Origin of the sequence: Natrinema hispanicum (assembly GCF_004217335.1) — an archaeon.
Taxonomy (GTDB): Archaea; Halobacteriota; Halobacteria; order Halobacteriales; family Natrialbaceae; genus Natrinema; species Natrinema hispanicum.
In genome coordinates this window covers 571,569-597,915 of sequence record NZ_SHMP01000004.1, presented here as the reverse complement: position 1 = coordinate 597,915, position 26,347 = coordinate 571,569, and the positions used below count along the sequence as shown (strand labels likewise).

The 26,347-nt window shown below is 60.5% G+C and carries 15 protein-coding genes and 4 pseudogenes; 7 read left to right on the top strand and 12 right to left on the bottom strand.

Going from position 1 to position 26,347, the window contains the following annotated elements; all coding sequences use genetic code 11:
* Positions 1–12 precede the first annotated feature (12 nt).
* Together BDK88_RS09880 and BDK88_RS09875 are read right to left on the bottom strand one after the other, a co-directional pair.
* The gene (locus tag BDK88_RS09880; protein ID WP_130500273.1) at positions 13–1,749 is read right to left on the bottom strand and encodes a helicase HerA domain-containing protein; all 1,737 of its coding nucleotides are present in this window, start codon (positions 1,747–1,749) and stop codon (positions 13–15) included.
* Between the two features lie 108 nt (positions 1,750–1,857).
* Positions 1,858–3,775 (bottom strand): annotated as a pseudogene (locus BDK88_RS09875) (DEAD/DEAH box helicase family protein).
* Positions 3,776–3,887: 112 nt separating this feature from the next.
* On the opposite strand from BDK88_RS09875, the gene BDK88_RS21160 reads away from it, so the two are divergent.
* Positions 3,888–4,064 carry a hypothetical protein gene (locus BDK88_RS21160; RefSeq protein WP_165396941.1) on the top strand — a complete coding sequence of 59 codons (177 nt, stop codon included), beginning with the start codon at positions 3,888–3,890 and terminating at the stop codon, positions 4,062–4,064.
* On the opposite strand, the gene BDK88_RS09870 is transcribed toward BDK88_RS21160, so the two are convergent.
* A complete protein-coding gene (locus BDK88_RS09870) occupies positions 4,057–5,016 on the bottom strand; it encodes a transcription initiation factor IIB (protein WP_092934606.1) in 960 nt (319 codons plus the stop codon). The two genes, BDK88_RS21160 and BDK88_RS09870, sit on opposite strands and share 8 nt — an antisense overlap.
* Before the next feature lie 720 nt (positions 5,017–5,736).
* On the opposite strand from BDK88_RS09870, the gene BDK88_RS09865 reads away from it, so the two are divergent.
* A complete protein-coding gene (locus BDK88_RS09865) occupies positions 5,737–6,330 on the top strand; it encodes a DUF7344 domain-containing protein (RefSeq protein ID WP_130500272.1) in 594 nt (197 codons plus the stop codon).
* A 237-nt stretch (positions 6,331–6,567) separates the two neighbouring features.
* Here BDK88_RS09865 and BDK88_RS21155 read toward each other — a convergent pair whose 3' ends face one another.
* The 4 genes and pseudogenes from BDK88_RS21155 to BDK88_RS09850 all read right to left on the bottom strand — a co-directional run bounded on the left by BDK88_RS21155 (position 6,568) and on the right by BDK88_RS09850 (position 12,267).
* Positions 6,568–6,738 (bottom strand): hypothetical protein, encoded by a 171-nt coding sequence (locus BDK88_RS21155; RefSeq protein WP_165396940.1) that lies wholly within the window; start codon positions 6,736–6,738, stop codon positions 6,568–6,570.
* A gap of 49 nt (positions 6,739–6,787) precedes the next feature.
* Positions 6,788–8,597: pseudogene (locus BDK88_RS09860) on the bottom strand (hypothetical protein).
* Positions 8,598–9,058: 461 nt separating this feature from the next.
* Complete coding sequence (locus BDK88_RS09855) at positions 9,059–10,009, bottom strand: hypothetical protein (protein WP_130500271.1); 951 nt, start codon at positions 10,007–10,009, stop codon at positions 9,059–9,061.
* Between the two features lie 416 nt (positions 10,010–10,425).
* A complete protein-coding gene (locus BDK88_RS09850; RefSeq protein ID WP_130500270.1) occupies positions 10,426–12,267 on the bottom strand; it encodes a hypothetical protein in 1,842 nt (613 codons plus the stop codon).
* Positions 12,268–12,553: 286 nt separating this feature from the next.
* Between BDK88_RS09850 and BDK88_RS09845 the strand changes: the two are divergent.
* Positions 12,554–13,862, top strand: a pseudogene (locus BDK88_RS09845) (hypothetical protein).
* A gap of 17 nt (positions 13,863–13,879) precedes the next feature.
* Here the strand turns inward: BDK88_RS09845 and BDK88_RS09840 are convergent.
* From BDK88_RS09840 to BDK88_RS09825, 4 genes and pseudogenes are all read right to left on the bottom strand, one after another.
* Entirely contained in the window at positions 13,880–15,490 is a 1,611-nt protein-coding gene (locus tag BDK88_RS09840; RefSeq protein ID WP_130500269.1) for an alkaline phosphatase family protein, read from the bottom strand.
* 187 nt (positions 15,491–15,677) lie between these two features.
* On the bottom strand, positions 15,678–16,688 hold the full coding sequence (locus BDK88_RS09835; RefSeq protein WP_130500268.1) for a lipid II:glycine glycyltransferase FemX: 1,011 nt from the start codon (positions 16,686–16,688) through the stop codon (positions 15,678–15,680).
* A 316-nt stretch (positions 16,689–17,004) separates the two neighbouring features.
* The gene (locus BDK88_RS09830) at positions 17,005–17,631 is read right to left on the bottom strand and encodes a metal-dependent hydrolase (RefSeq protein WP_242611639.1); all 627 of its coding nucleotides are present in this window, start codon (positions 17,629–17,631) and stop codon (positions 17,005–17,007) included.
* Between the two features lie 38 nt (positions 17,632–17,669).
* Positions 17,670–18,931 (bottom strand): annotated as a pseudogene (locus tag BDK88_RS09825) (RNA-guided endonuclease InsQ/TnpB family protein).
* Positions 18,932–19,177: 246 nt separating this feature from the next.
* On the opposite strand from BDK88_RS09825, the gene BDK88_RS09820 reads away from it, so the two are divergent.
* The 3 genes from BDK88_RS09820 (at position 19,178) to BDK88_RS09810 (ending at position 23,273) form a co-directional block, all read left to right on the top strand.
* Positions 19,178–20,455 carry a DUF1616 domain-containing protein gene (locus BDK88_RS09820; protein ID WP_207225267.1) on the top strand — a complete coding sequence of 426 codons (1,278 nt, stop codon included), beginning with the start codon at positions 19,178–19,180 and terminating at the stop codon, positions 20,453–20,455.
* 332 nt (positions 20,456–20,787) lie between these two features.
* Entirely contained in the window at positions 20,788–21,804 is a 1,017-nt protein-coding gene (locus tag BDK88_RS09815; RefSeq protein WP_165396939.1) for a CARDB domain-containing protein, read from the top strand.
* A gap of 392 nt (positions 21,805–22,196) precedes the next feature.
* A complete protein-coding gene (locus tag BDK88_RS09810; RefSeq protein ID WP_130500266.1) occupies positions 22,197–23,273 on the top strand; it encodes a CARDB domain-containing protein in 1,077 nt (358 codons plus the stop codon).
* A 114-nt stretch (positions 23,274–23,387) separates the two neighbouring features.
* Here BDK88_RS09810 and BDK88_RS09805 read toward each other — a convergent pair whose 3' ends face one another.
* Positions 23,388–24,311: a glycosyltransferase gene (locus tag BDK88_RS09805; protein ID WP_130500265.1), complete on the bottom strand. Its 924-nt coding sequence runs from the start codon at positions 24,309–24,311 to the stop codon at positions 23,388–23,390.
* Between the two features lie 249 nt (positions 24,312–24,560).
* Here BDK88_RS09805 and BDK88_RS09800 point away from each other — a divergent pair, with 249 nt between their 5' ends.
* Positions 24,561–26,327 (top strand): hypothetical protein, encoded by a 1,767-nt coding sequence (locus BDK88_RS09800; protein WP_242611638.1) that lies wholly within the window; start codon positions 24,561–24,563, stop codon positions 26,325–26,327.
* The last annotated feature ends 20 nt before the right edge of the window (positions 26,328–26,347 follow it).

Below are 26,347 nucleotides of genomic sequence, written 5' to 3'. Positions count from 1 at the left end.
TCGATCAGCACCTCATTCGCTGGCAGCCGGTGGCGACGAGAGCTCCGCGTGTACGTCGTCGCTCAGCGCGTACGCCCGATCTGGCGTCCGCTCGAGGACGCCCTCCGTCCGCAACTCCGAGAGGAGCCCCTGAACCGCGACCCTCGATCGCTCGACTTCTGCGGTGAGGGTCGCCGCCTTGAGCGACCCGCGCTCATCGAGGGCAGCAAGCACGTCACGTGCCGTCTCGAGCGAACACTGTGAGCCCTCGCACGCGCGCTCGACGCGGTCGCCAATGTCCGTCGCCTCGAGGGCCGCTGCGAGGTCGTGTTCACTGTCGGTGGTGACACGTGTCGTCTCATCGGCTGTGGACGTGAGTGTGTTGTCGGACGTGTTGTCGTTCGATCTGGCGTTGGCTGTCGCCTTGTCCCAGTCGACGGGCGTGTACCCGAACTCGACGTCGTCACCGCCGGCCTGCAGGATCGTCGACTCCTCGTCGGTCCCGTCCTCGTCTGCGCTCTCGTGTTCGCTGACAGTCTCGCGTAACCGCTCGTTTTCGTCCCGCAGGCGGCTCAGTTCGTCCGCGCGCGACTCGAGTTCGTCTTCGAGGGCGTCGATTCGGTCGTCGCGTGTCTCGAGTCGGTCTTGAAGCTCGTCGCGTTCGGCTTCGAGATCTGCGATCTCCTCGTGAAGCCGGCGCAGGTCCTCGCTGCCGCCAGGCAGTTGGGACTGGACCGTCTCGGTGTTCTGCAAGGCGTCGGCCATCTGTTTTGCCGCACTCGAGACGTCACGAGCCGAGGAGAGTTCGTCCTCTAACGTCTCGATGCGCCGTTCTTTCGTTTCGAGTTCGGCCTCGAGTTCCTGAATTCGGTCCTGTTCGCGATCTTTTCGCTCGGAGATTTCCTGAAGGTCGCCGACCAGCGCGTCCGAGACGGACTTGAGTTCGGGGCGCTCGAAATCGTCGAGACCCGGCGTCGCGCCGGCGTCGAAAGTCCGCTTGCGTCGGAACTGGACCTTCCGGACGTCGGCTTCGGTCCAGTCGGTCTGGACGAACGCCTGACCATCGTCTAAGTCAGCGACGCGCTCGGCGTACTCGGTGTCGATGATCCGGCCGACGACTTTCGTATCGTTATCCCAGGTCAGCCGGTGCCAGACGAGCCAGTTGGCCTGCGTAATGAAGTCTTTCTTGACGTCGGCCGGTCGCTGGCTGATTCCCAAAATCCCGAGGCCGTGTTTGCGGCCGCGCTTGCTGATCTTGATCAGTAGGTTGCCCGTCTCGCCGACGCCGCCGCCCTCCGGGATGTACTCGTGGACCTCTTCGACGACCAGCAGGAACGGCTTTTTGAGTTTCTTCTCTTTGACGAACAGGTGTCGGGCGACCTCCCGGAGTAGTTCGTCGGCCACGTCCTCATCGAGATACCCCGAGACGTCGAGGATGACGGGAACGTTTTCCTCGAGTGCGATCGTCGCCATCTGTTCGGCGTGTTCCGGCCCGATCTGGATGTCACACTCCTCGTCAGCGCCGGCGTGGAGCATTTCGTACTCCTCTTTGAGCCCGTAGTACTCCCCGTCCGTGTCGACGATCAGGAGTGGATAGCCGGCCTCGAGCAACTCCTCGGCGATAACCGACGCGGTGTTGGACTTTCCGGAGCCACTCTTGCCGGTCGCGAACCCGCGTCCGGTGAGGACTTCGATGACGGGCAGTTTGAGAGCCGCACCGCCGGCCGTCTCGCCGACGCGGATCTGTCGCTGTCTGGTGCCGTCGCTCACCGGTCGATCACCCCGCGAACGCACGATTCACTCATGATATCTGTACTGTCCGAACACGCGACCTTGAAGATTGGCCTCGATGCGATGGTCTCCCCATCGCGGTTCCCGTCACTCCGCGTCGCGCTCGACGGTCTGCTCGCGAATCGTCATCCCCTTGCGCCCGAGGTGCTGGAGCTGTTTTCGGGCGAAATCCTCCTCGCGCGTGCCTCGCGTCGCGAGAACGTAGACGAGCGCGCCGCCGGCCGGCCGCATCGTCCGCCCCGCCCGCTGGGTACCCTGCCGTCGCGAGCCACCCAGTCCGGAGGCGACGATCGCCAGATCGGCCGTCGGCAGATCGATTCCTTCGTCGCCGACCCGCGAGATGATCAACAGGTCGCGCTCGTCCCGTCGGAACTCATCTAACAGCCGCCGGCGTTCGTAATGCGGTGTCTCCCCGCTGAGGAAGGGCACCTCGAGCGCGTCGGAGAGCTCCCGGCCCTGTTCGAGATAGTCGACGAAGACCAGCGCCTTCGCGTCGGGATGAGCCGACAGCAGGTAGCGCACCTCGTTGATCTTCCCGCGATTCTTTGCGGCGATGCGGTACTTCTCGCGACCGTCGGCCGAGCCGTAGGCATTGGCCTGCTCGTCGTCGCCCCACGGCACGTAGCGGATCTCGAGTTCTGGTTCGGCGACGAAGCCGGCCTCGAACTAAGGCCTCCCAGTCGGTGCCGATCGGCGGGCCGACGAGGGTGAAGATCTCGGTCTGGCGGTCGTCTTCGCGGATGGGACTGGCGGAAAGCCCCAAGCGATGTTTGGACTGCAGATGCGTGCTCCGTCGATACACGTCCGAGGGGACGTGCTGGCACTCGTCGAAGATCACCAGTCCCCACTCGCGGTCGTCAAAGAGCGACCGGTGGCGATCCATCCCCGCGATCTGGTAGGTCGCGATGGTCACCGGGCGCACTTCCTTGCGGCCGCCGTGGTACTGGCCGATCTGATGGGGCTTGAGCGAGGTGTACTCGACCATCGCATCGGCCCACTGCTGGGCGAGGTCGCGACTCGGCACGAGGACGAGGGTCTCGCCCTCGACGTGGGCCATCGCCCCCATCGCGGCCACCGTCTTCCCGCTGCCCGGCGGGCCGACGAAGACGCCTTCGCCGGCTTCGGCGAATCGGTCGACCCAGTTCTGCTGGTAGTCGCGCAGTCGGACGTTCAGGTCGATCGGCAACTCCTCGCCGGAGGCAAGCTCGCGATGATCCTGAACCGGATAGCCGGCCTCGTAGAGGATCCGCTTGATCGCAGCTTCCGACCCCTCTCGAACCCAGTCTTCGGTTTCGGAGATCGGCGCATGAACGTGTTCCTCGTCGAGTTTCTGCCGGGCGACGTTGCCCATGATCTCGGGCGTCTGGGCCTCGAGCACAGTATACCCCTCCTCGTGGGTCACGAGCCGGAACTGGTGGGCCCGATCCCACTGGCTTTCGACCCACTCCTCGAGCGGTTCCGAACGCTGCCCGAGCGCCTGACGCATCGTCCGGGCCAGGTCTTCGAACCTATCGTGGGGTGTACTCCAGACGTCTTCCGGTCGGACGACGTAGCGATAGCCGTCCTCGCCGTTGGCATCCGCGAGGTGGGCAAACTGGGAGAGTTGCGCACGCGTGAACTGGTCCGGTCGGTCGACGATGATCTCCCGACGTTTCGGGAAAATGACGACGCGCTCGCGGTCGGTCAGATCCTCGAGTTCGCTTGGATACCAGACGACGGGATCGGTCGACACCGAGAGCCGTTCGACGTCACCGCGGTCGGCAAGCGCCTCGAGTCGGTCGCTTGCTTCCTCGTGTGGCACCTTGAGCGCACGGGAGACAGCCGCCGCGGTGAGCACCGGCCGGCCCGCCTGTTGGCTGGCGTCGTGGAAGTCGGCGATGGTGAACGCGTCACCTGCCTCGTTCTCGTCGGGCTCCGCGCTGGCGTCGGCCGTCGCGTCCCCAGCCGGGTCGTGGGCGTCGCTGCGCTGCTCGTCGGAAGCCGCCGAAGAACGTTCGTCAGTCACTGCCGGGTCGTAGCGGTGGTGGGGGTAAACCCATTTCGCTCGGGACGCGACGACGGGACAGTCGCCCCGAGTGCAAACAGCTATATCTGACGTGCCAGCGTTACAAGCTCACATGTATCATGCGATCCTCCCCGAAGGACAGATCGTCTGCGACCGCTACGATCACACCGATGACGGGCTCGAGTTGTACGATGCCGACGACAACTTCCTCGCGTTCGTTCCCTACAGCAACCTTCACGCGCTTCTCGACGAGGAGATCTACGAGGCGGACGACCGGTCGGTCATGTAGCCGGCTGTTGGTCGATCGCCTCGAGTTGCTCGCGATATCGGTTCCGGACGGTGACGACGGTCGTCTGGGCGGTCTCGGCGACCGCTCGCTGCGGGATCGTTTCGTCACAGAGCAGCCCGGCGGCGTAGATGGCCGCGGCGGCGAAGCCGGTCGGTGACTTGCCCGAGTGCAGCCCCTGGTCGGTCGTTTGGTCGATGATTTCGATGGCCTTGGTCTCGACGTCTTTGCCGACGTCCAGTTCCGAGCAGAACCGCGGAACGAACTGCCGGGGATTCGTCGGCTCTAAGTTGATGTCCAGTTCGTCCGCGATATACCGATAGGTACGGCCGATCTCGCGCTGCTCGACGCGTGAAACGGATGTTACTTCCTCGAGGCTACGAGGAATACCCTCTTTACGACAGGCGGTATAGAGGGCGCTCGTTGCGACGCCCTCGATCGAGCGCCCGCGGATGAGGTCTTGCTCGAGTGCCTGTCTGTAGATGACGCTTGCCGTCTCCTTGACTGGCTTGGGGACGCCTAACGCGCTTACCATCCGATCGATCTCGGAGAGCGCGTATTTGAGGTTTCGTTCGCCCGCGTTTTTCGTTCGGATTCGTTCCTGCCAGACGCGAAGTCGATGGAGCTGGCCGTGTTTATCCGCGGACATCGAGTGGCCGTTGGCGTCCTTGTTGCGCCAGTCGATGGTCGTCGTCAGCCCGCGGTCGTGCATCGACTGTGTCAGCGGTGCGCCGACCCGCGAGAGGTTGTCGTGTTCCTGTGCGTTGAACGCTCGCCATTCCGGGCCGTAATCGATGGGATCCTCCGTAAGGACGAGGCCACATTCCTCACAGACTCGCTCGCCGCGGTCCGGATCGTGGACGATCGTCTCGGTTTCGCAATCGGGACAGCGGTCAGCCTCGACCGCCTCGGACTGCGATTCGTTGCTGGCGTGATCGATAATAGACCGCGTCATCAGTACCCGACCGAAACCGTGCAGTCATTGTAAGGGGGTAACATGGTTTCGCGGGAAACACCGATTTACTCTGCTGTCGTCACTGGACGAATAAAAGAAAGGTAGACGAACGGTCTGATCATCGGCTGTCTCGGAGACAGCGACGATAGTCGCGTCCCATCGGTCGCGTCCGGACGAAACGCCTATCGGTCGATCAATTCGCTCTGTGACCATTAATAGGTCCATGGTACATGTAACGTGAGGGCCGTTACGCCGACTCGAGACGGTAAACACGTCTTTCGTGTCCGAACTGTCACTCGAATTTATATTCGTTGAGTCGAACGGTCAGCACTGGTGCCGTGTTGTCAGACAGTCGTCCGAATGCAGACCAGTGTCCGATCTCGTTTCGATCGAGTCGGCCGTACGCCGTGGATACACACGGACAGTCGGCTGATAACTGTTCAGCCGGTCGGGCGATCACGATCGACGGCCGTGGCGATGGGAAGCCGCCGCTGTCGGCCGGTCACGAACTCCCTCCGTACCTACTTTGCAGCCGGTGCGAAACGTGGCTGTGCTTAAGAGTATCTATATTGGTGTACAACCTGGTGTGTCAATCGTGAGTTCGACTCGTCGTTTGAACGTACAGCGGTCGCCGCTACGCCGAGGCTTCGGTGACGTCGGCCGCCGGAGACTGGAGACAGCGAGCGCGAATGGGGATGCTACAGGTGGGTGGTTTTAATAATGTCGTCCATCGATCAGTCGCTGCCCGATGAAATAACGTCGGTCGCTGCAGACGAGGACGAACGGCTCTCGAAGGACGTCATTTTCGAGCTCTTAAAGAATCGGCGTCGTCGCGAAGTGCTCGCATACTTGCTCGAAGCGGACGAAACGGTCACACTCGGTGAACTTGCAGAGCAGATCGCTGCCTGGGAGAACGACACCAGCGTCAACGCGCTCAACTCCGACCAGCGAAAGCGAGTCTACGTTGCCCTCTATCAGACCCATCTCCCGAAGATGGACGACGCTGGGATCGTCGAGTACGATCAGGACCGTGGGCTCATCTCGCTTGCGGACAACGCCGACCTGCTGATGATGTATCTCGATACCGATTCCCATCGTCAGGACCGGTGGGACAGATGGTACGCCGGGCTCAGTGTGACTGGAGCGACCCTGCTGGGCGCAGCACTCCTCGGGGTACCGCTGCTGTCGGCCATCCCGACACTCGCCATCGCAGGTGTCGTCATCGCTGCTTTCCTTTGTCTCTCGGCCGCACACGTCGTCCAAAACCGCCATCAGGAACGGAACGTCGACGGGAAACTCTCACGTATCGACTGAGTCTTCACGTCGTCCCGTGGTCGTCTTCTCGCTCACCGCTATTTGTCAGTCATACTCTAGCAGAGCTCGATTTCACTCGTCGGCAACGGAATCGAACCACTGGACAGTGATCGTGTCGTGCCGTCCGCCAAGAAGACTTTTTACTGCTCGGCTTCGTACATTCGGACGGCTCCCGACGACCGTCATCCAGTACCGGAACAGTCGCGTGCCAGCAGCTGTTCTCGGCGCGGGGGCCTTTTAAGACGACTCGAGCATCGACTCGAGTGGAGACTGTTCTCTCGCGTCGGGTGACCGCGAGTCAAACGTCGTGACCCACAGATCCAGGTGGGGTCCCGTCGCTGCGTCGACGACACCGCATTCTGTCTGGGCGATCGCCGACGAGAGACGAGCAGTCGTTGGCCAACTCACTCGAGCCACTCGAGCGGACAGCGACGGTGAAGCAGAAAATCGGATGCAGTTATTGATCGCGTGCGTTGTACTGAACGTCGACGTTCGCATCGCCACGCAGTCGGAAGTCGGCGATGTCGCCGTCGAACCAGTAGGCGTCGATCCAGTTGTAGACAGCGCCGCGAACGGTCGTCCCGTCGATCACGTCGCCGTCATCCATTGAGGCGTCCTGGTAGGTAGATTTGACGACCGTCCCGTCAATCTCGAAGGAGTACGTACTCGGCCCGTCGGTATCGACGCCGTCGATTACGAGCGCGTGGGGCGGCAGTTCCTGATCGCCGTACTCGCTTGGGTCGATCTGCTCGCCGTCGAGCGTGACAGCAGCGTCGCCGTCGGTAACGGTGATGTCAGTCAACTCCCCTGAGAACCGGAAGGTCTGGGTTTCGTCAGTGACCGAACTCTGGACGGTCGTGCCCGAGACTGTCGTCGCCTCCGTTGCCGGCTCGTCGGTCGATGCGAGTTCGATCGCCCCGTCGACCGTGATCTCGTAGCTCGTCGGCGTTCCACGGCCCGCAACCTCAAGCACGTGGGGGAGCTCTTGGCCGTAGTCAGCGGGGTCGACTGCCTCGCCGTTGACGAGTACCGAGCCGGGGCCGTCGACGGTGAGTTCCTCGAGCTCGCCCGCAAAGCGGAACGCGTCTTTCCAGTCGGCGGACGCTGCCTTGCACGGTCGAGCCGTCGATGGAGTCTCCATCGTCGATCGACGCGCCCCTAGCGTTGGAGTGTTCGACCTCGCCGCTGACGGTGAACTCGTATCGCGTCTCATCCGCCGGACTGCCGTCGACGAGCAGCAGATTCGGCAGGTCCGGTTCGTCGTTCGTGTCCGTGCTCCCGGAACTGCTCGAGCCTGTACGTCCGGACCCCGATGCGGCTTCCTCGGGCGACGTTGGGACGCCGTCGGGAATCGAGAGGTCCGGATTCTGCGAGACGTCGCTGCCGATCGAGACCGTCGACCCGCTTGCGCGCTGGATCGTGCCGCGATAGCCGCCGCTCTGGAAGTCGACGCTGCCGGGGGAGCCGTTTGCCCCGGCCACGAGCGCGTAGGGGTAGGGGCCGTCGGCGAAGTGTGAGTCGCGGATCGTCACGGTGCCACCGTTCCAGACCCAGACGGGCCGGCCGTCGGTCTCGACGTAGCCGCCGTAGCCGCGTCCGTAGTCGGTGGTGTCGTTGTAGGCGACGCAGTTGACGATCTCGTCGTCTTCGCTGCCACACCGGAAGGTGGAGACGCCGTTGTTCTTCCCGAAACAGCTCTCGAAGCGAACGCTGCCGCCGACGGGCGTATTGGAACAGTAGAAGCCGTTGTTCGGGAACCCCTGTACGTTGCAGTGACGAAACGTGAGGTCTGCCTGACTGCCTTTGTGCATGAAGACGGCACCGGGGCCGTGTACGAAATCAGCGCCTTCCTTCGTCGCGCCGTCACCGAGATAGATGTTCTCGAAGAGGATGTCGCCCTGCCCGGCGTTGATCGAAATAATGAATGACGCACCTCGGTAGAGACCTTTGAAGCCGATGTTCCGAATCACCGAGTTCGCACCCTCGACGTAGATTAAGAAACTCTCGCCGGTAGTGAAGTCGATCAGTTTGTTCTCGAAGGTGTCGCCTCGGCCGACCCGGATCGTCTGGCCACGGGCCTCGATAACCTCGTAGTCGTCAGCCGCTGCACTCGCGGTTCCGCCGAGTGCCGCTGCTGCTGTCGTTGCACCGGCGAGTTTCATATACGATCGTCGATGCAGTAAGCCATTATTACCACTGTCGTCGATCGTCTCGCCGTCACGAGAGAAAGACGACTCGTCATCCAGTTCCGAACGGTCGCGTGCCATGCAATCGGGTAATTCGACACTACCGCAATAAACTTTCCCAATTCCAGAGCCTAAAATTTACAGACTGTACCTATTGTCTGTAGGATTTATAGATGATTGTGTGGTTGAACAAACTGGAATTTTATTTGTGGAATATATCATCGTCACTGCTGGTAATACTGTATTACCGAACGAGAAGCGCTGAAATCCGTTCAATCTCGAGTGCTGGTGCCCGGTAATACGATTTTACCATCGGACACCCGGTCGAGCACACCCGAGAGCACGCGGCGGCCGAGCGACTCGAGGGCTACCACGAGTGTCGAAGCGAAAACAGAAACTGAACTGCGTGATGCGCTGGCACGGATCGTGGAGTGGGTGGCGATGATCCGCGCTGGGGAGGGGAGTCGCGTCAGCGGGGACTGCTATACGGAGAACGTCGCGTCAGCTGGGTCCGTGTTCGCGGTGTCGTCTCAGAAGAGGATTTAGTTCGACGCGCCAGATGCGGCTTCTTCCGGGGAGGTCGGGACGCCGTCAGGGATCACTGCCTCGGGGCTGGTTCCGACGTTGTTGCCGAGCTTGACGTTCGAGCCGGAGTGTTCGGCGATGCCCGCCTGTTTGTCGTAGTCCGATTTTTTGACGACGACTTCGGTCGGCTTGCCGTTTGCACCGGCGACGATAGCGTTGTTCTGGCCGTTCATCTCGAGCTGGCAGTTCTCGACCTCGATCGTCCCGGGTGCCCACGCCCAGATCCCGCGGCCGACGTAGCCCTTGCTGGTGTCGACGTAGACGCTCGAGTTCGTGACCTTGCTACCTTCAGTGGCCAGTCGGAAGTGGGAGACGTAACAGTTCGCGGCGAAACTGCTGTCGATGTGGATCGTCCCGCCACCGTTGTTACCGGGGGCCGAGCCGTAGATCGCGTTGTCCGCGAAGCCCTGAATGTTGACGTTCTTGAAGTCGATGTGGCCGGAGTGGTCGGGGGCGGCCCAGAAGGCAGTCTGGCCGTGTCCGTTGGGGTTGCCGTTACCCGTGCTCGCACCATCACCGAGGTAGACGTTTTCGACGGTACAGGTGCCACCAGCGGTGTCGGAGATGCCGAACGTAGCGGTCCCGGTCCCGGATGTGTTCTTGCCCTTGAATCCGATGTTTCGGATCGTCCAGTTGCTGCTGTGGGCAGTGACAACGATGTCCTGACCGGTCGTCATGTCGATGAGCTTGTTTTCCCAGGTCTCACCTTCGTCGATGGTGATCGTCTGTCCCTGGGCTTTGATAACCTCGTAGTCGTCCTTGGCCGCAGCGGAGCCGGCCCCACCGATTGCGGTCGTCGCCGTCGCCACTGCAGCGAGCGAGCGAACGTAGTTGCGGCGGGTTAATCCGGAATTACGGCCTGTAGTCGGAGTAGATTCCGTTTCGGACGTACGGGGATTTTGCGCCATACACTTCCGTAACACCACCTTACACTCATAAACTTTTTCTTGCTGTCATCTTGAGGATTTCCAGACAATATTTCTAACACTGTATAAATACACACAAACTACGAAGTTTCTATCTCGAAGTTACGAACGAATTATCGGTCGGTAGCCGTCAGGAAATCATAGCGTTCCTCGAGCAATAAGTGAATACCTCGAATGAGGGCGCTCTCTCGGTCGAATTCGGCAAGCGGCTGATAGACTGTTACACAGTGAATGACGCTGTTTCACACAGGCAGTACCGCCTTTCACGGTCACAATTAGTATTTACTGCGGGTCAAATCGGACCTACGCGTCCAACAACTGTCTGCTCGAGCTATCACGCGTGCGCTGACTGATACCAACGGCGACGGTGCGGTTCGTCACGTCGGTCGACGGCGATCCTACGCTGTGCTGTTGGTCGGCGTCCTGTTGGTCGGCGTCCTGTTGACCGTCGTGCCGTTGACCGTATACATTTTGAACTCATCGTTTGAGATGACCTTGTTCACGTCCGGTTCGGTGTCGAGTTCCTCGAGTGCAGCACGGTCGTAGTTGAGCCCTTCGTAGATATCGATCTCTTTGGTCCGGTCCCACTCCGTAAAGACGAGGTAGTACTTGTCGGCGGGATAGGCCCCGGTGTAATTGCCCGCCGAGAACACACTGGCATTGGCAGTTCCGGTCGTGGCCGACGCGCCACTGATCGTCCCGCTACCGCCGCCAGAAATCCCGTTGATTCCATGATCGTACCGGTACGGGTCGTACCCCATTCCCGCGTAGGGGACGCCCTCGGCCCCGTGGCCTAATGCGTCCTCGTACCCGCTCATCATCTCGTCAGTCACGTGCTGGCTGGGGTTGTAGATCAGCGGCGACGTAAACACCGTCATCAACCCGAGGACGAGACAGGCACTGAGAACCAGCGCGACGACCGCGTTCGCACCCGGTCTCGTGATCACGCTCGAGAGGCTGCCGGTAAGCCGTGCGAAGGCGATTCCGGCGAGGATCGTCAGGAGCACGTAAATAAACCCCATCTGTCGGAACGCCATCGTCGGCGTCCCGAGGAAGTAGACGAGGAACATGCCGGTCAGCGGGAACAGCGAGAGCGAGACGTAGTTGACGAAGGATCTGGGCTCATCGTCGAGACTCGTTCGGCGGAGCCAGACGACCAGAATAAAGAGGCCGACGATAATCGCGATGACCGCCTTATCGAGGAACATCTTCACGAACAGTTCGGTGAGGCTCCCACCGATCTCTGTCAACGACGTCCCGCGCTGATTGACCGTTGAGTTCCCGCCGACATCCTGTGCGAGAAGCCCGGTAACAAGCGCGATGACGGCCTGCCTGAACCGCTCGTTGCTGAGCGCCCAGATGCCAAAGAGGGCACCGAGTGAGATCGTGTGGGCGTAGGTCGTTGGATGCTCGAGCATCGGATGGTCATCGAAGCGCCACCGGGCCAGATACTGGACACCGCTGACCGCGCCGATGAGGACGACGACGTTGATCATCTGTTGGGGATGGACGACGAGGAGCGCGAACCCAGTCAGGAGGATAAGAGCGCTAAACGGCGAGACGCCGAGGGGAAGCCGTTCGACTGTCGAGCGCCGTCGGAGGTAGGCAACGAGCGCGAAGACGGCAGGCGGCACGAGAAACAGCGCGTTCGAGTTGGTGTGGACGGCCATGTGTGTCGCGATATTGTTGACCGGCAACACCATCCAGGAGGCGATCGCGGCGATCCCAACTGCCAACTCGCTGCCAGCCATCCCACGGACGACCAACGGGACGAACACGACGAAGGGGACGAACAGAACGACCATACCGATCAGGAGGCCACGCTCGATCGAAACGCCGCCGACGAAGTGAAACACCGTTGCGATCGCGTGCAATCCCGGATAGAAGAGCTCGTGGGGTTGTGTCGCGCCGGCGACGATGTCTCGTGTCAGCCCCAGATGCGTAAGCGCATCGCCCATCCCGGCAAAGCGGTAGTTCCGGACCAACGGCAGGCTCACGATCGCCGTCACTGTCAGCGCGCCGAGGCCGATCCCGACACCCTGCTGGCGACCACGACAGACCAGCGTCGTTCCAACAGCGATCGCAAGCGCGAGTGCAAAGCCAGCCCACGTGATCGTCGGCGTCCCCACGTAAACTGACGGCTCGTAGGCAGTCGCAGGGTTCGCTCTCGCCACGAGGAGCCCGATCGCAACCGCGAGAAAGCCGACCGCGACCGTCATCTCGATCGCCGATCGTCTCATGGGCACTCACCCGGCGCGGCCGAACCACTCTCGAGACGCATGTATTGGCCCAGTCGTCGCCGCTGCCGTGGATTGTTATAGGGATCATACCTGCGAACACGGCCGTTGTCGTCGCTCGCACAACGATGTGACTGGCTGTCACAGCACGCGCACGCGTCGAGATATGCTGTCCCTGTCGATAGGGGACGACTGCCTACAGCGCGCCGTCTCAGCGCGCGGCCGTTCAACGGTTCTGATGGTTTTTGTAGCCGGTCGTGATCCAGTCTGGACGATCCGATTACGTCCTATGTCCTCGATCATCATCGACGAGATTTCAGCCAACGACGACCGCCTCGAGTGTTCGGTCCGCAGTTCGACCGACCTCGAGCGGTTTTTCACCGACGAACCGTTTCGCACCAGCTACGACGTGCCGATCGAGGACGTCCCAGCGGGCGTCCTCGCGATTCCGGTCCTCGCACAGGTCTGTCCGGTCGCATGGGCCAACGGAGCCGACGTCTACGTCGACGAGGTCGATGCGACGTTCGCCCGGGCGCTCGAGGACGTCCAGGCGTCGCTGTGTGAGATGTACGACTTCCTCGAGGGCGGGACGCTCTATGCCCGCAGCACGATCGAGCCTGAGCCCGAGCCGGGCGACGAGAGCGGGCTGTTGTTTACCGGCGGTGTCGACTCGACGTGTTCGTACGTCCGCCACCGCGAGGAGTCGCCGACGCTGATCAGTATCCGGGGGTGGACGATTACACCGGATGCGGCCGACGACGAGAAGTGGGCTGCCCTCCTGCGAGCGCGTCTCGCGATTCGCTGCTGATCACGACTGCGAGACCGCCTTCGTCGAGTCGAACATGCTCTCATTTCTCGACCATCCCATGCTGTTGGCCCACTACAAGCGCTACGTCGACGGTGGCTGGTACAGCTCTGTCGGGCACGGGCTGGGACTCTTGGGCCTCTGTGCGCCGATGGCCTACGCACGCGGGATGACCGACCTCTACGTCGCTGCGACCCACTGGGACGGCATCGATCTCGAGTGGGGCTCACGGCCCGACATCGACGAGCACGTCCGCTGGACCGGCACGCAGTGTCACCACGACGCCTACGAACTCACCCGACAGGAACGCCTCGACGTCATCGCCGACTACGTCCGCAGCGAGGATCCTGACCTCCAGCTCCAGACCTGTAACAACCGCATGGACGGCAACTGTGGCGAGTGCGAGAAGTGTTATCGCACAGCCGTCGGCCTCCGGCTCTCGAGGCTCGAGCCGTCTGCCCACGGCTATCCCTTCTCGGACGCGGACTACCACGACCTCCGGCGCTCACTCGAGCGCGGCGACTGGGTGCTCGGGCAGGACGAGCGCCACATGTGGGCCGACATTCGCAAGCGCGCACGCGAGACAGAACCTGCGTCGTCGGCCGAGCGAACCTTCTTCGAGTGGCTCGAGACCGTCGATTTAGACGAGCTGGTCTCGTCGTCCGAGCCGCCGCTGACACACCGGCTCTTCTGGATCGGTGCGAGAAACACACCGAACAGCGTCTACAGTACGGTGTATCCAGCCTGGCGGACGGCAAAAGCCGGCCTGCAGTTCGTTCGGTCCGACCGATAGTCCCCTTGTTTTGACTGTCACTCGAGATACCCGAGATCAGCGAGTCGTTTTTCGACGCCCTCGTCTGCCGTCTCGACCGATCGATCCTCCTCGAGCCGTGAATACTGGCGCGTGCCGGCCGATTCGACACACGGCAGGGCCTCGCCGTCCATCCGTTCGTCGACCGGCACTCCGAGCGTCGCGAGAACGGTCGGCGCGATATCGAAGAGATGGGCATCCCCGACGCCGGCGGCGTGACCGATATCGTCGCCGTACGCCGCGACCGTTCCCTCGAGCTTGTGGTTCCAAGGCTCGCTCGGCGGGCCGAACTGCTCGTCTCGCAGCGTCGCCGAGATGAAGTGCTGGAAGTCCGCCGGGACGGTCACGACGTCGACGGCGTGGTCGCTTTCGGGGCCGTGGAAGTACTCTTCCCTGCGCCCAACCGTCTCAAAGACGGGCTCGCCGTCGGGCGTTGTGACCGCCCGCAACGCGTCGATGATCCGGTCTCGAACGTCCTCGTAGTCTTCGGGTGGGACGACGCCGTCAGGTTCGCGCCCCTCGAGATTGATTCGGACGCCGAGTTCGATCCGCGAGCGAACGTAGGCGCTCGACGCACGGAAATCGACCTGCGTTGCCCCTGCGCTGGCGACCCCGGCTGGAGTGTACGCCGCGACGAGATCCTCGATGCCGAGTCGCTCGAAGACGGCCCCGAGCCGCTGGCTCGTCAGACCGACCCTCGCGGCGGCTGCCATCGCCCGTTCGGCGGCCCCGGGCTCGTACTCCGTCGCGTCCTTCCCTTCCTTGAGATTACCGTCGCGAACGGTCGCCCATGTCGGCATTCCCGTCCCGCCGCGTTCGGTTTCGACGAACCCCGCTTCGCGGAGGTACTCGTTGATCCGGAACTCGTGGCCGTCGTACGGCCCCATCCCGTGGTCACTGGCAACGATCACGTTCGTTGGTTCGTGGGTCTCGAGAATCTTGTTGAGTTGCCGATCGACCTCGCGGTAGATGGCGCTGATCGCTGCCGTATCGTCGGGCCGCTTGTGAAAGACCGAATCAGTCGCCTGGAACTCGAGAAAGCCGAACTCGGGATCGTATCGATCGGCGAGATACCGAAACGCCTCCCCTCGCATGCGCACGCAATCACTATATTTAGTGCTGAGATCGGCAGTGTCGTCGGGATAGACGCGATACTCACCGATTGCCTCACGGACGTCCTCGAGTACGCCGTCGGGGTGGCAGTCCGGGTCCTCCGGTGCAGTGTATCCTGGAATCAAGGCCCCATCGAACGCCCGCGGCGGATACGTGACCGGGACGTTGACGACGACGCTCGTCACCCCGTGTCGATCGAGTAACTCCCACAACGTCCGTTCGCGGACGTCGGTCGCGTTGACGACGTCCCAGTCGTAGCCATCGAACGAAAGAAAGCCATAGACGCCGTGCTTGCCGGGATTCTTGCCCGTGTACAGCGATGGCCACGCCGAGGCCGTCCACGGTGGAATCTGTGACTCGAGGGCCCCGCTGGTTCCGTTCCGATAGATCGACTCGAGGGTAGGAACCTCGTTGTCTTCGAACAGCGGTGCCAGTACCCGATCGCAGGCAGCATCGATGCCGACGAGGAGCGTCTGAAGCGAAGATCCGTCGTCCATCGTCGATTCGTCCATCTCGGGAGGTCTTTGTTATGCCTTAGATTACCAACAAGAAAAGACTGTGTTCGAATCCATCCTTGGTCGGCAGTCACGAGTCGATCGCCACCATGCGTTCGCCAGCTGAAGTAACGACCGTGTACCTGTCCCGACTGGCTTGCGCTCGTCCGTCTCCGGTTCTACCTACAGTTCACTTGACACTATCGTACAGCGATGCGATCGTTTGCATTCCCCACGTACCGTGTTCGAGGCTGTAGTACGTCCGCAGTTCGGGGTTGAACTTCGCTTTGTACCGGTTGATCCGGCGCGTATCCGCACCGATGAGATCGTACGTCTCGAGGCCACGCGCGCGTCCGTCTTGCATGACCGCCCAGTCGAGGAGGTCGTTCGTCGGGAGGTCGACATCGGCGTCGGTCCGGACGCCACCCATCCACCGGCCCGTGGTGTCGCCGTACTCGAGGGCCAAGATGCCACCGACGAACTCGCCGTCGACGTGGAGGGTGTATGGCCGGACGTGCCCGTTCGCTGTCTGCTCGGCGAGTTCGAGGACGAACCCGACCGGCACATCGAAACTGATCCCTTGAGATTCATACCGATTTTTGACCTGTTCGTGGATCAGGCGGCGTTCCTCGGGGCCGCCGACTGTAATCTCGTAGGCATCGTCGTCGGTGTTGCGGATGTTACTCCGTGCGTCGCTGCTAAAGCTCATCAGCAGGTCGTCTTCCTCTCTCGTGAGGTCGACCACGTAGGTATACTCCGGGCTCACATCGTACGCCTGCCACTTGAACGGGCGCGCGTCTGCAAAGGCCGTCGCGGTACGAACGTGGCTGTACTTCGGATTCAGTTCGGTCTCGATCCACTCGAAGCAGCCGTCCATGAACCGCTGTCGCCGGCTCTCGCGCTTTCGCTGCTTCAGCTTCCCCATGTTCAGAAACGCCGGCCCAAGATACGGCACGCGAAGATGCGGCGGCGGCGAAAACACCGTCGTCACGAACTGCTTTTTGATCTCGAAGACGGGAAAGATCCCGACCGGCTCCTGTCCCTTGAACCCGATCAGCGGATGCAACGTCGCACCGGCGTGGTCGGCCTGGACCCGTAGCGCCTCGAGTTCGTGACAGAGCGTCCCCTGTGGCGATCGCTCGACGTATCCGTTCCACTTCTCGAGGTCGTCGTCGGTCGCGACGCGGACATCGATGCTCATGGCTGCGGTCCCCCGCTGTCGGTCGGCCGTCTCGATTCGCTCGTCACGGTCCAGTCCATAGGGATCGCCTCGCGTCAGAGCTACTTTGTAAGCAGCCTGTTTCCTGACTCACCACGAGACAGGTGTGATCGTCTCATACGGTCTGCTGTACCGATTTACCGGTGCAACCGCAGGACGGGTCGCGGTTGCACCAGAAATGACTTACAGCAGACCGTATCAGTATTCGGGAGACCGGTCGGTGTCGGCAGCACGCGTTACGGTGGTCCTACCTGCGGCGATTGCCTTCTGCCCATTCCGCGTTGTTGCCACCATCCCCTCAACTCAGCCGCTCGTAGAGCAGCCGGTTCCAGCGAACAACGAGCCGACAGCCCGGCCAGCCGTCGACGATCCAGAGCCCAACCGCTGTGAGGGCAATACCGACTTGGACGAGTAGATACGGTGTCGGCTCGAGCGCAAGCACCTCTGCGAGATATGGGCCGAAGTTGTGACGGAATCCTTCGAGCAGGCCGCCGTGATCGCGACCCTCGATGACGACGACTGGCCAGAGGAGGTGGGAGATCGTCCACTCGCCGCTCGAGATGTAGCTGGGGATCACGTCACCCACGAGGTGAAGCGGATACCCAATGGCGAACGCGAGTCCGAGCGCGGGTCGACCGTATTCTCGAGCGCTCAATCCCACGACGATCGCGAGCGGGGCGGCGATGAATATCGAATGGGCGAGCGCGTAGCCGGAGTGAAACACGTCGAACTGCCAGGCCAGCGTTTTGTCGACCACGTCCGGCAGAACGGACGCGATTAGGACGACTGCTGTTTCGTACTTGCCGGGCGCGTCCCGGTAGTGCGCGTGACAGACCACCGAGTAGACGACATACCCGAAGAGTGCGTGTTCCCACGGCCACATAGCTGGTTGGACGCCGCTGTCGATATTGTTGACATCCTCCACGCCGTGAACGACGTGGAATCCCGACCGCCGTTGGGATATTAGGGTTTGCAGTCCATGACCTGTTCTCGCGGGACGAAACGGCCCTCGCTACGATCGAACAGATGGACTGAAGGCTGTGCCAACCAGCCGTTACTCCTATCCTGAGACGGACTTGGAGTTACTTTTTGTCGGATGTTCTCTGCACCGTTTACGTCCGCATTCGCGACGGTATCGCACTCCTCGCAGACGTACAACCCACGTTCGACGCGCTGATTGCCGTCTTTCGTCCCACAGGCAGAACACGTCTTTGAAGTGTCGCGTTCAGATTCTACCGTGACGTCGATCCCCGCAGTTTCCGCCTTGTAGTCGAGTATCGATGTGAAGCGGTCAAACGCCCATCCATGAAGATCGAAGTTGCCGTGCTTGCCCCAGTTGCGGGACTCTCCGTTCTCGTCGTTGCGGATACCACCGAGGTCGCCGATGACAATCGTCCCGATGCTTCTCTTGACTACACTCCGAAACAATATGTTTCGAGAGGGTATGGAGGAAGTGGGTTCGGCGTTCGGTACGTTTCCGGTCTAACCGAAGGCGCTCGTTCGATCGGCTATCGTCACACTTCGCTTTCTGCTTCCCGAAGTAGTATTCGTCCTCTTTCAGTGCGTTACCGGGGAAGAGGATCGACTCGCTCCCGAACGAAAGCGCGGCGATGTTTGAGATACCGAGATCGACCCCCGCAACACCGTCGCCCGGTGGGTCGGGGTCGATTGACTTTCGGCAGACGAACTGTAAGCCGCCACTCTTCGTACGTGTAGACGGCCCGGACCTGCTGGATGTCCCACTCGGAGAGGTCTACGTCGGGACGGAGCTCGTACTCGCACAGCACGAAGTCCGAACGGTGTTCTTTGAGGTTACGGCCTTTCGAGAGGCGAACGCGGGTGAACTGTGCATCATGCTTGAAGCCAGCCGCCTTGAACGACACAGTAGAACGTGGGTGGGAATCGCCGCGTTTGCGGTAGCCGGGCGGTCGGGCACGGCTATCGCCGTCCCGACGCTTTGCGAATCAACCAGTGAACGCTTCAGCGAGTTCTTCGAGAACGCGCTGACTGGATTGAGAATGCAAGTCCGTATAGCGTTCGTGGCCTTTGAGTTCGGCTTTGAGTTCCCCGTCATCGGGGATCTCGCCCGTGTCGTCCCACTGTTCTTGTGCGTAGTAGCGACTGACGTTCCAGAGTTTCGATGCGGCCCATCCGAGTTGATCGAGGTCATCACTAACCTGCTGTGGGTTGGCAATTGACGCCTCGAAGGTTCGGATGGTACGCATCTATTTCTGGCTTCATAACCAGTTATAGTCCCCGAGAAGATGATCGTACCGATCCAGTAGAGAATATCCGGCCATGCAATAGGCGATGGATTGTTGCATCAAGTGACGGCGCGTATCCACGCCCTCAAGAACATGGTATTGCGCCTGTTCAGCGTATAATGGCGCTAATACGCGATCGCGCAGGATCGTTATCTTACAAGTAACAATGGCTAGGGGATGCGAGGGGGGTGATAACTACCAAGTACAATGAAAGGCCTCCCGTTTCAGTCCGTCTCGACCCTGCGCCGGCGAAGCAAGCGCCTCGCTACGGCACTCCCGACTGATCTGATCGGTGTCGCTGGCTTCACTGTCGTCGCGACTGTGGTCTTGGTCGTTGCGAACGTCTCATCACCGGTGATGCGGGCAGCAGTCGGATTTCCGTTCTTGTTTCTCGTGCCGGGCTACGTGACCGTTGCAACGCTCTTCCCGCGAGCGACCCCCGTTCAGGAGCCCCAAGCCGGTCGTCACCGGTTCATTCAGCAAACGCAGGCGTTGACCGACGTCGAGCGCGGGGCGCTTTCGTTCGGACTGAGTTTCGCGATCTTACCGCTTCTCGGGCTGGTCGTTGCGGCAACGCCGTGGGGGTTCACTGGCCCGGTTGTCGGTAGTGCAGTGGCCTGTTTTTCGATTGTCGGCACGAGCCTCGCGGCCGTTCGACGGCTCTCCGTTCCCGCAGCCGATCGTTACCGGGTCGGACTCGGTCGGCGGCTCGAGGCAGCTCACACAGCTATCTTCGGCGCGAAATCAGCGCTGCATATCGCCGTCAACGTCGCACTCGTCCTCAGCATGGTGCTTGCGGTGACGACAGTCGGCTATGCACTCGTCTCTCCACAGGAGGGCGAGCAATATACGAGCCTCCGACTGCTCACCGAAAACGAGTCGGGAGAACTCGTCGCGTTGGGGTACCCGCCGGAAATCGAACCGGATGAGCCAGTTCCGTTCATCGTCGGTGTCGAGAACCAGGAGCAACGAGGAATGACCTACACTGTCGTCGTGCAGGAACAACGGTTCGTCGATGGTGAACTGGTCGAGCGCACGGAGTTGCAACGGTCTGATATGCAGGTCGACCAGGGGACGACCGACTACGTCGATCAAACCGTCACGACAACGACCGAGGAGGGAACCGTTCGAATTGCTGTCCTGCTGTATACCGACGATGTACCGACGACACCGACATTCGAGAACGCCTATCGGAACGCGTACTTCTGGACGACTGTGACCGAGACAGACAGTACTGTGCCCGAAAGCGGTAGCAGTGAGGACGAAACTGGTTCCACAGGCAATGAGACCGAAGTCAGTGACACGGATGACGGGACCGGCGATCCATTCGACGGCATATTTGGCGACGATGTAGCTGCCGAAGCCGAAAGCGAAGACGAACCGGATGATGAGGCTGCCGAAGACGAACCGGACGACGAGGTCGATGAAGCCGAGGCCGAAGGCGAACCGGCTGACGGAGTCGATGGCGTACCGATAGACGACTGAGATCGCGTCTCGAGATCGCGCCGCGAGTAATTCGGCCTGATCGGTGTAATACATCGGCAGGACGTGGTGACACCATCGACACTTGCGGCTGCGACCGAGACGCGGTCGACGGCAACGAATTCGTCTGCGCCACTGGTATCGCTGACTCCGGTCGCTTCTCCGCTGGTCCGCGCTCGAGCGCACCGAATCCGGTCAGTGCCGGATAATCTCCTTCATAACAATAGCTTGCTCCCTGACTGACTCGAGTAGCAGACACTTCGATAGAGAATACAACCAAGATCATGAGGATAAGTAACAATATTCCCGCACGCAGTACGTGCTTGCTCGTTATCATGAACGTTGTGATCGTCTTTGGAACGATAATTGGGGCTGGCATCGTCACTGCCCAATCTGTGCCATCACAATCTGACGGCCAGTATGCAGTCGTTCAGGGGGACGAGTGTGTCACTATCGATCCGCTTGGTAACGGCTCACAATCTGTTGAGGCGTTTTACGACTATCGAACGCCGAATACCGAGCCTCGTTCGTACAACTACAGCTCGTACGGCACGACACACCTTCAGGAAGACGATACGAGTTCGCTTTTCCTGTACGAGGGACGTGATGGCATCAGTCTCGTTTTGCTGCACGACCAGCACGCTGGCGATACCGCCGGCGGTGCGGTAACGATGCAGTTCGCTGGGCTGCCCGACGCCGGCGAATGGGTTATCGAGGACGATGGCTATGAGGGACGTGATGACGAATTCACACACGATAGCACCTCGAGTCGCATCACGTGGGTGTATACCGATGGGCGAAACGACGGAGCTGTCTTCCGCGGTGGCCTCGATGACGACGTCGAACTCACGATCGATCCCGCGTTTAACGACGCAGCCGATTTCCGGCTATACGAGGGCACTATTACCGACTGGCAGGTGCTGTCGGCGACCGAGAACGGCTACGAACGGACCTCACTGGACATGACCGAACCGATCGAGATCCGTTCTGACGGCTGTCCCTCGCTTTCGGTCACCGAACTCGAGATCGACGACACGGTGACGACTGGTGAGTCCATTGCTATCACGGCGACCGTCGAGAACGCCGGCCAGCGAACGGTGACAACGGCGGTTCCGATCACCGTCGATGGCGAAATCATCGACGAACGGGATGTGACACTCGAGCCTGGTGAGACCACGACCCTGTCGACGACGACGACGTTCGACGATGCGGGGACGCACACCGTCGCGGCAGGTGACCGACCCATGACGATGTCCGTCAACGGAAGCGGCGACGAGATGGTTGGATTCGGCGTCGTTGCTGTCTCGCTGGCAGTGCTGGCCGGTGTCCTGCTCGTCCGCTATCGCCAGTGAGACGGACTCCTCCCAAGTCAGTTCCGGCACACCCGCATGACGGTTGCGGCGCGGGTGCGCCGGGAAACAGTGGTCGCAGACCGTATGAGTCGACGCCACCTCGATCGCTCCATTGTTCGAGCCGTGATCTTCTTCTTTCCTTCCGACTCGTAATTCGCTCGAGACGATTGCTCACGGCAAGTGGCGACCGGATATCCACGTTTGAGCGTCGAATCGATTCGATCTGCCCACCAGTATTGGAACCGAAAACGGCACTGGAAATAGGGAATTAAAACACGTTCGCAGACCGCTCGCTGCCTTCATCATCCATATCTCGTGACTATCACTTCACTCCCTGGGAAATGATGACATAACAATTGGGATGAACTGCATCGGCATGGCTGAGGCGAATAATGTCACAACGATCCAGTATCATGAACCCTGCAACGTACTCGTCGCTCACGGTGTTTGCAGTCGTGGCCTCCCTCGTAGTCAGTTCGACGTTCGGCGTGGCTGCAGTGGCCGGCATGGCCACAGCACAGTCCGGACCAAACACGTATACGATCTCTCAGGGAGACCAGTGTACGACCATCGAACCGCTCGGTAACGGGCATCTGACCGTCGAGGAGTTCTACGACTACCGGACCCCGAATACGTCTCCGAGTTCGTACTCCTACAGCTCTCACGGAACGACTCATCTCCAAGAGGACGATACGAGTTCGCTCTTCTTGTACGAAGGCGGTGACGGTCTCAGTCTCGTGTTGCTCCACGATCGGAATCGCGGTGACTCCGGCGGTGGCGCAGTGACGATGACGTTTACCAACCTGCCCGAAGAGGGTGAGTGGGTCATCGAGGATGATAACTACGACGGAGCCGACGACGAGTTCGATCACCGTGACACCTCGAGTCGCATCACGTGGCTCTGGTCTGAGGGCCGAAGTGACGGTGCTGCGTTCAATGGTGGACTGGACGACGACTTCTTGATCGAGATTAGCCCACGGTTCAACGGCGATGCCGCCACCGTACAGTCGGCCGACGGCCGGATCAGCGAGTGGGAAGCAGTCTCTGCGACCCAGACCGGTCACGAGCGAATCTCGCTCGACATGGACAAACCGGTCGTGATCCAGTCAGGTAGCTGCAACTCCCATACCGTGACCGAACTGAGTATGGACGAGACCGTGTCGCCAGGCGAGTCCGCGACAATCGAAGCGACGGTCAAAAACGACGGCGGCGTCACCGAGAACGTTACCGTGCCGTTTACTGTCGACGGTGAGACCGTTGACGAAAAGGAAGTGTCCCTCGAACCCGGCGAGACCGTATCGCTGTCGACGACGACCACGTTCGACGAAGCAGGCACATATACGATCGGAGCAGCAGACGAAACGAAGGATGTTACCGTCGGTAACGGTGATGGATTGCCCGGCTTCGGTGTGACCGCCGTAGCAGTGGCCGCGCTTCTCGGAACGCTCGTGGTCTATCGTCGCCTGTAGTCCGTCGTCGCCGTTCTCCGATCGGGCAAAAGCCAAGACCACTCTCGACGCTCGTTTCTCACACCGTCAACGCGATCACTTGCCAATTATTTACAGGACACCGTCGACATCCGCTTAGTGATCGACGACGTCACGATACACGTCGTGAATCCGTGCAGCCATCCACTCCATATTGATTTTCTCGGCCTGCTCACGCCCATTCGACCGAGGCTCGCTGGTAAGAATAGTAGCCAGCGCACGTCGAAGCTCCGCGTCTGTTCGACAGACGCTCGAGGGTGTCACACCCTCGAGTCGTTCACGGACATCGCCGACATCGACGGAAACGACCGGCAGGTTACACGCCAGTGCCTCTTTGACCACGTTCGGCGATCCCTCACGGTCGGAGGTCAACAGCAGGCAATCAGCAGCGTTCATATAGGTCGACATTTCGGCGTGTGGTACTTCACGAGCCGTCTGGAGATGGACGGGTTCCGAAACGTCGTCACGAACCGCGTCGACGATTCGTGCCGCTCGCGGATAGTTTTTCACTGTACGCTCTTTTTTGTACGGAAAGAGCACATGGTTCGCGTCCGGATCCCAGCCGAGTCGATCGATCGCATCCGACTGCGACATCGGCTCGAAGATATCGAAATCGACTCCATGTGGAATCACGTGACAGTCCTGTCCCAGCTCGCGTTTCATCTGTTCTGACATGACGATTGTGGCATCACAGTAGGGCGCACAGCGTTTGCTCACCCAGCCGAGTTCACCGTCGAGATCCGTCCCCCAAAGCGAGAGCACGACGGGCAATCGCGGTTGCGCCAGTGCAAACGGCGCTGTCAGTCCGTAGTTCGCGTGAACGAGATCATACGACCCGAGTGATTCAGTCAGCACCGTCGGATAGAATCGCACGTAATCGAGGACGGATCGGCCCGATTCCGCCGTCACCATCCCCGGTACCGAAACCGTCGTGCAGTCGATGCCGCGTTCCTCGAGGGCCTGTATCTGCAGTTCGAACGGTGGCGAGTTCGATTTCGATGTCAGATTGAGAACATTCATGCCCGACGATGTCTCTTTGCTCGGACGTTCCGGAGTCGGATGCTTTGTTATGATGCGTCTGTGACCGGTCGTCGAACCGACTCGTCACTGCTGTCGGATAGTGATTGACAGCAGCAATTCCCGCCAGCTCGCTTGTAGATCCTGACCGCGGTTTTGTATACAGAGCTGCTACTGTCGGTCACACGCGTCATAACAAGGTATGGTCCTCCGGATGGGCCACTAATGTCACATGCGCGCTCGCGTTCGACGATGGGAGAAAGTGCCCTCCTCTCGACCGGATTTCTCGCTCTCACCGGCGCTGTTCTGACGGCGCACTCGGCCCCAGCAACCGGGTACGAACTCTCGTTGTATACGGGCACACCCCTCTCGTTCTGGGCGCTGTTTGGGTGTGTGTTGTTGATTTCCCTGCTCGTTTCTCTCGAGGCGACGACTGACTGGTATCGCCGGCTCGCGCTTGGACTCGGCGGCGGTGCGGCGATGGCGTTCGTCGGACTCCCGGTGCTTCGGGGATACCGTTTTTACGGTGCTGGCGACGCACTCACCCATCTCGGTTGGATGCGCAGTATCCAGTCGGGAGTGCTCTCGCCGACCGAGCTAAAGTATCCCGCCTTACACACGGTTACAATCCTCCTCGAGTCGACAGTCGGGATCGACCTCACGCAAGCGGCGTTGCTCGTGGTCGTCCTGTTGGCGTGTCTGTTCTGTACCTTCGTGGCACTCTCGACGGCAGCGATCTTCGAGAGCCGATACAGCACGGCCATCGGCGCGTTTTCGGCGTTTCTCCTGTTGCCGGTCACGAACCTCAGCACGTACATCATTCCCCACGCGATGTCACAGGCAATCCTGTTCTCATCGGTCGTCCTCTATCTCCTGTTACGAGTCATTTTTTGCCCCTCATCGCGGCGCGCCTTGTCCGCGGTTGGTACACTCTTTGCAGTAACGTCGGTTGCGCTGGTCTTTTATCATCCACAGCTCGCAGCGCACTTCCTCGTCGTGTGTCTCGGTATCTGTGCCCTCCAGTTACTCTACCGTCGGTATCGAACAACACATCCGATTGCGGATCATCGACCGATCTACGGACAGACGCTCATACTGGCAGGCGCCTTTTTGATCTGGACCACGACACACGATTATTTCACAGGTGCAGTCAGATACGCCGTCTCGAGCGCTGTTCGGTATTTCGTCGGGGATACAACGGCAGCGGCGTCCGCCCAATCACAGAGCGCATCGCTCAACGAACTCGGTGCCAGCGTCGCCGAGCTGTTCCTGAAACTTTTCGGCTCGAGTCTGGTGTTCATGGCTCTTGTCGGACTACTCGTCTTGTGGACACTCAGGGAGTCCGACGGGACGGTGATGCGGAAGACACACGGTGTCATCCCGTACTTCATCGCCGGGCTGGTTGGGCTCGCTGGGCTCTTTGCGCTGTACTTTTTCGGGTCGTACTCCGGAATGTACTTCCGTGTCTTCGGGTTTATGATGCTGTTTATCACCGTCCTGGGGGCCGTTGCGATCGCGTACGGAATGAGCGCCTTCACACGAGCGCGTCCGAGCGGATCGCTCCATAGCATTGTTACCGCCGGATTCGGGCTCGTCTTGCTGCTCTCGTTGATCGCCGTGTTTCCGTCACCGTACATTTACAGCGCCTCCCCGCACGTCACGGAGATGTCGATGACCGGCCACGAGACTGCCTTCGAGAATCAAGATGCAGACGTCACGTTCGTCGGCATTCGAGCCGGCCCGAACCGATATGCGGATGCAATGTCCGGGAAGCTGGATCGAACACGACAATACAGTGGCGTAACTGGCGACGAAATTACTGATGGCATCCCACGGCAGTACTCCGGTGACAGATACCTCACCGTGACCGAGTCAGACTGGCAACGAGAGGTGCGTGCGTATCATGAGTTACGATACACACGCTCACAACTCTCTTCGATTTCGTCTCAGGGCGGTGTCAATCGGGTCCAGTCCAACGGTGAGTTCACACTATACTACGTCCACGGAACAGCCGAGTGATCGCTGGTCAGATCCCTGCC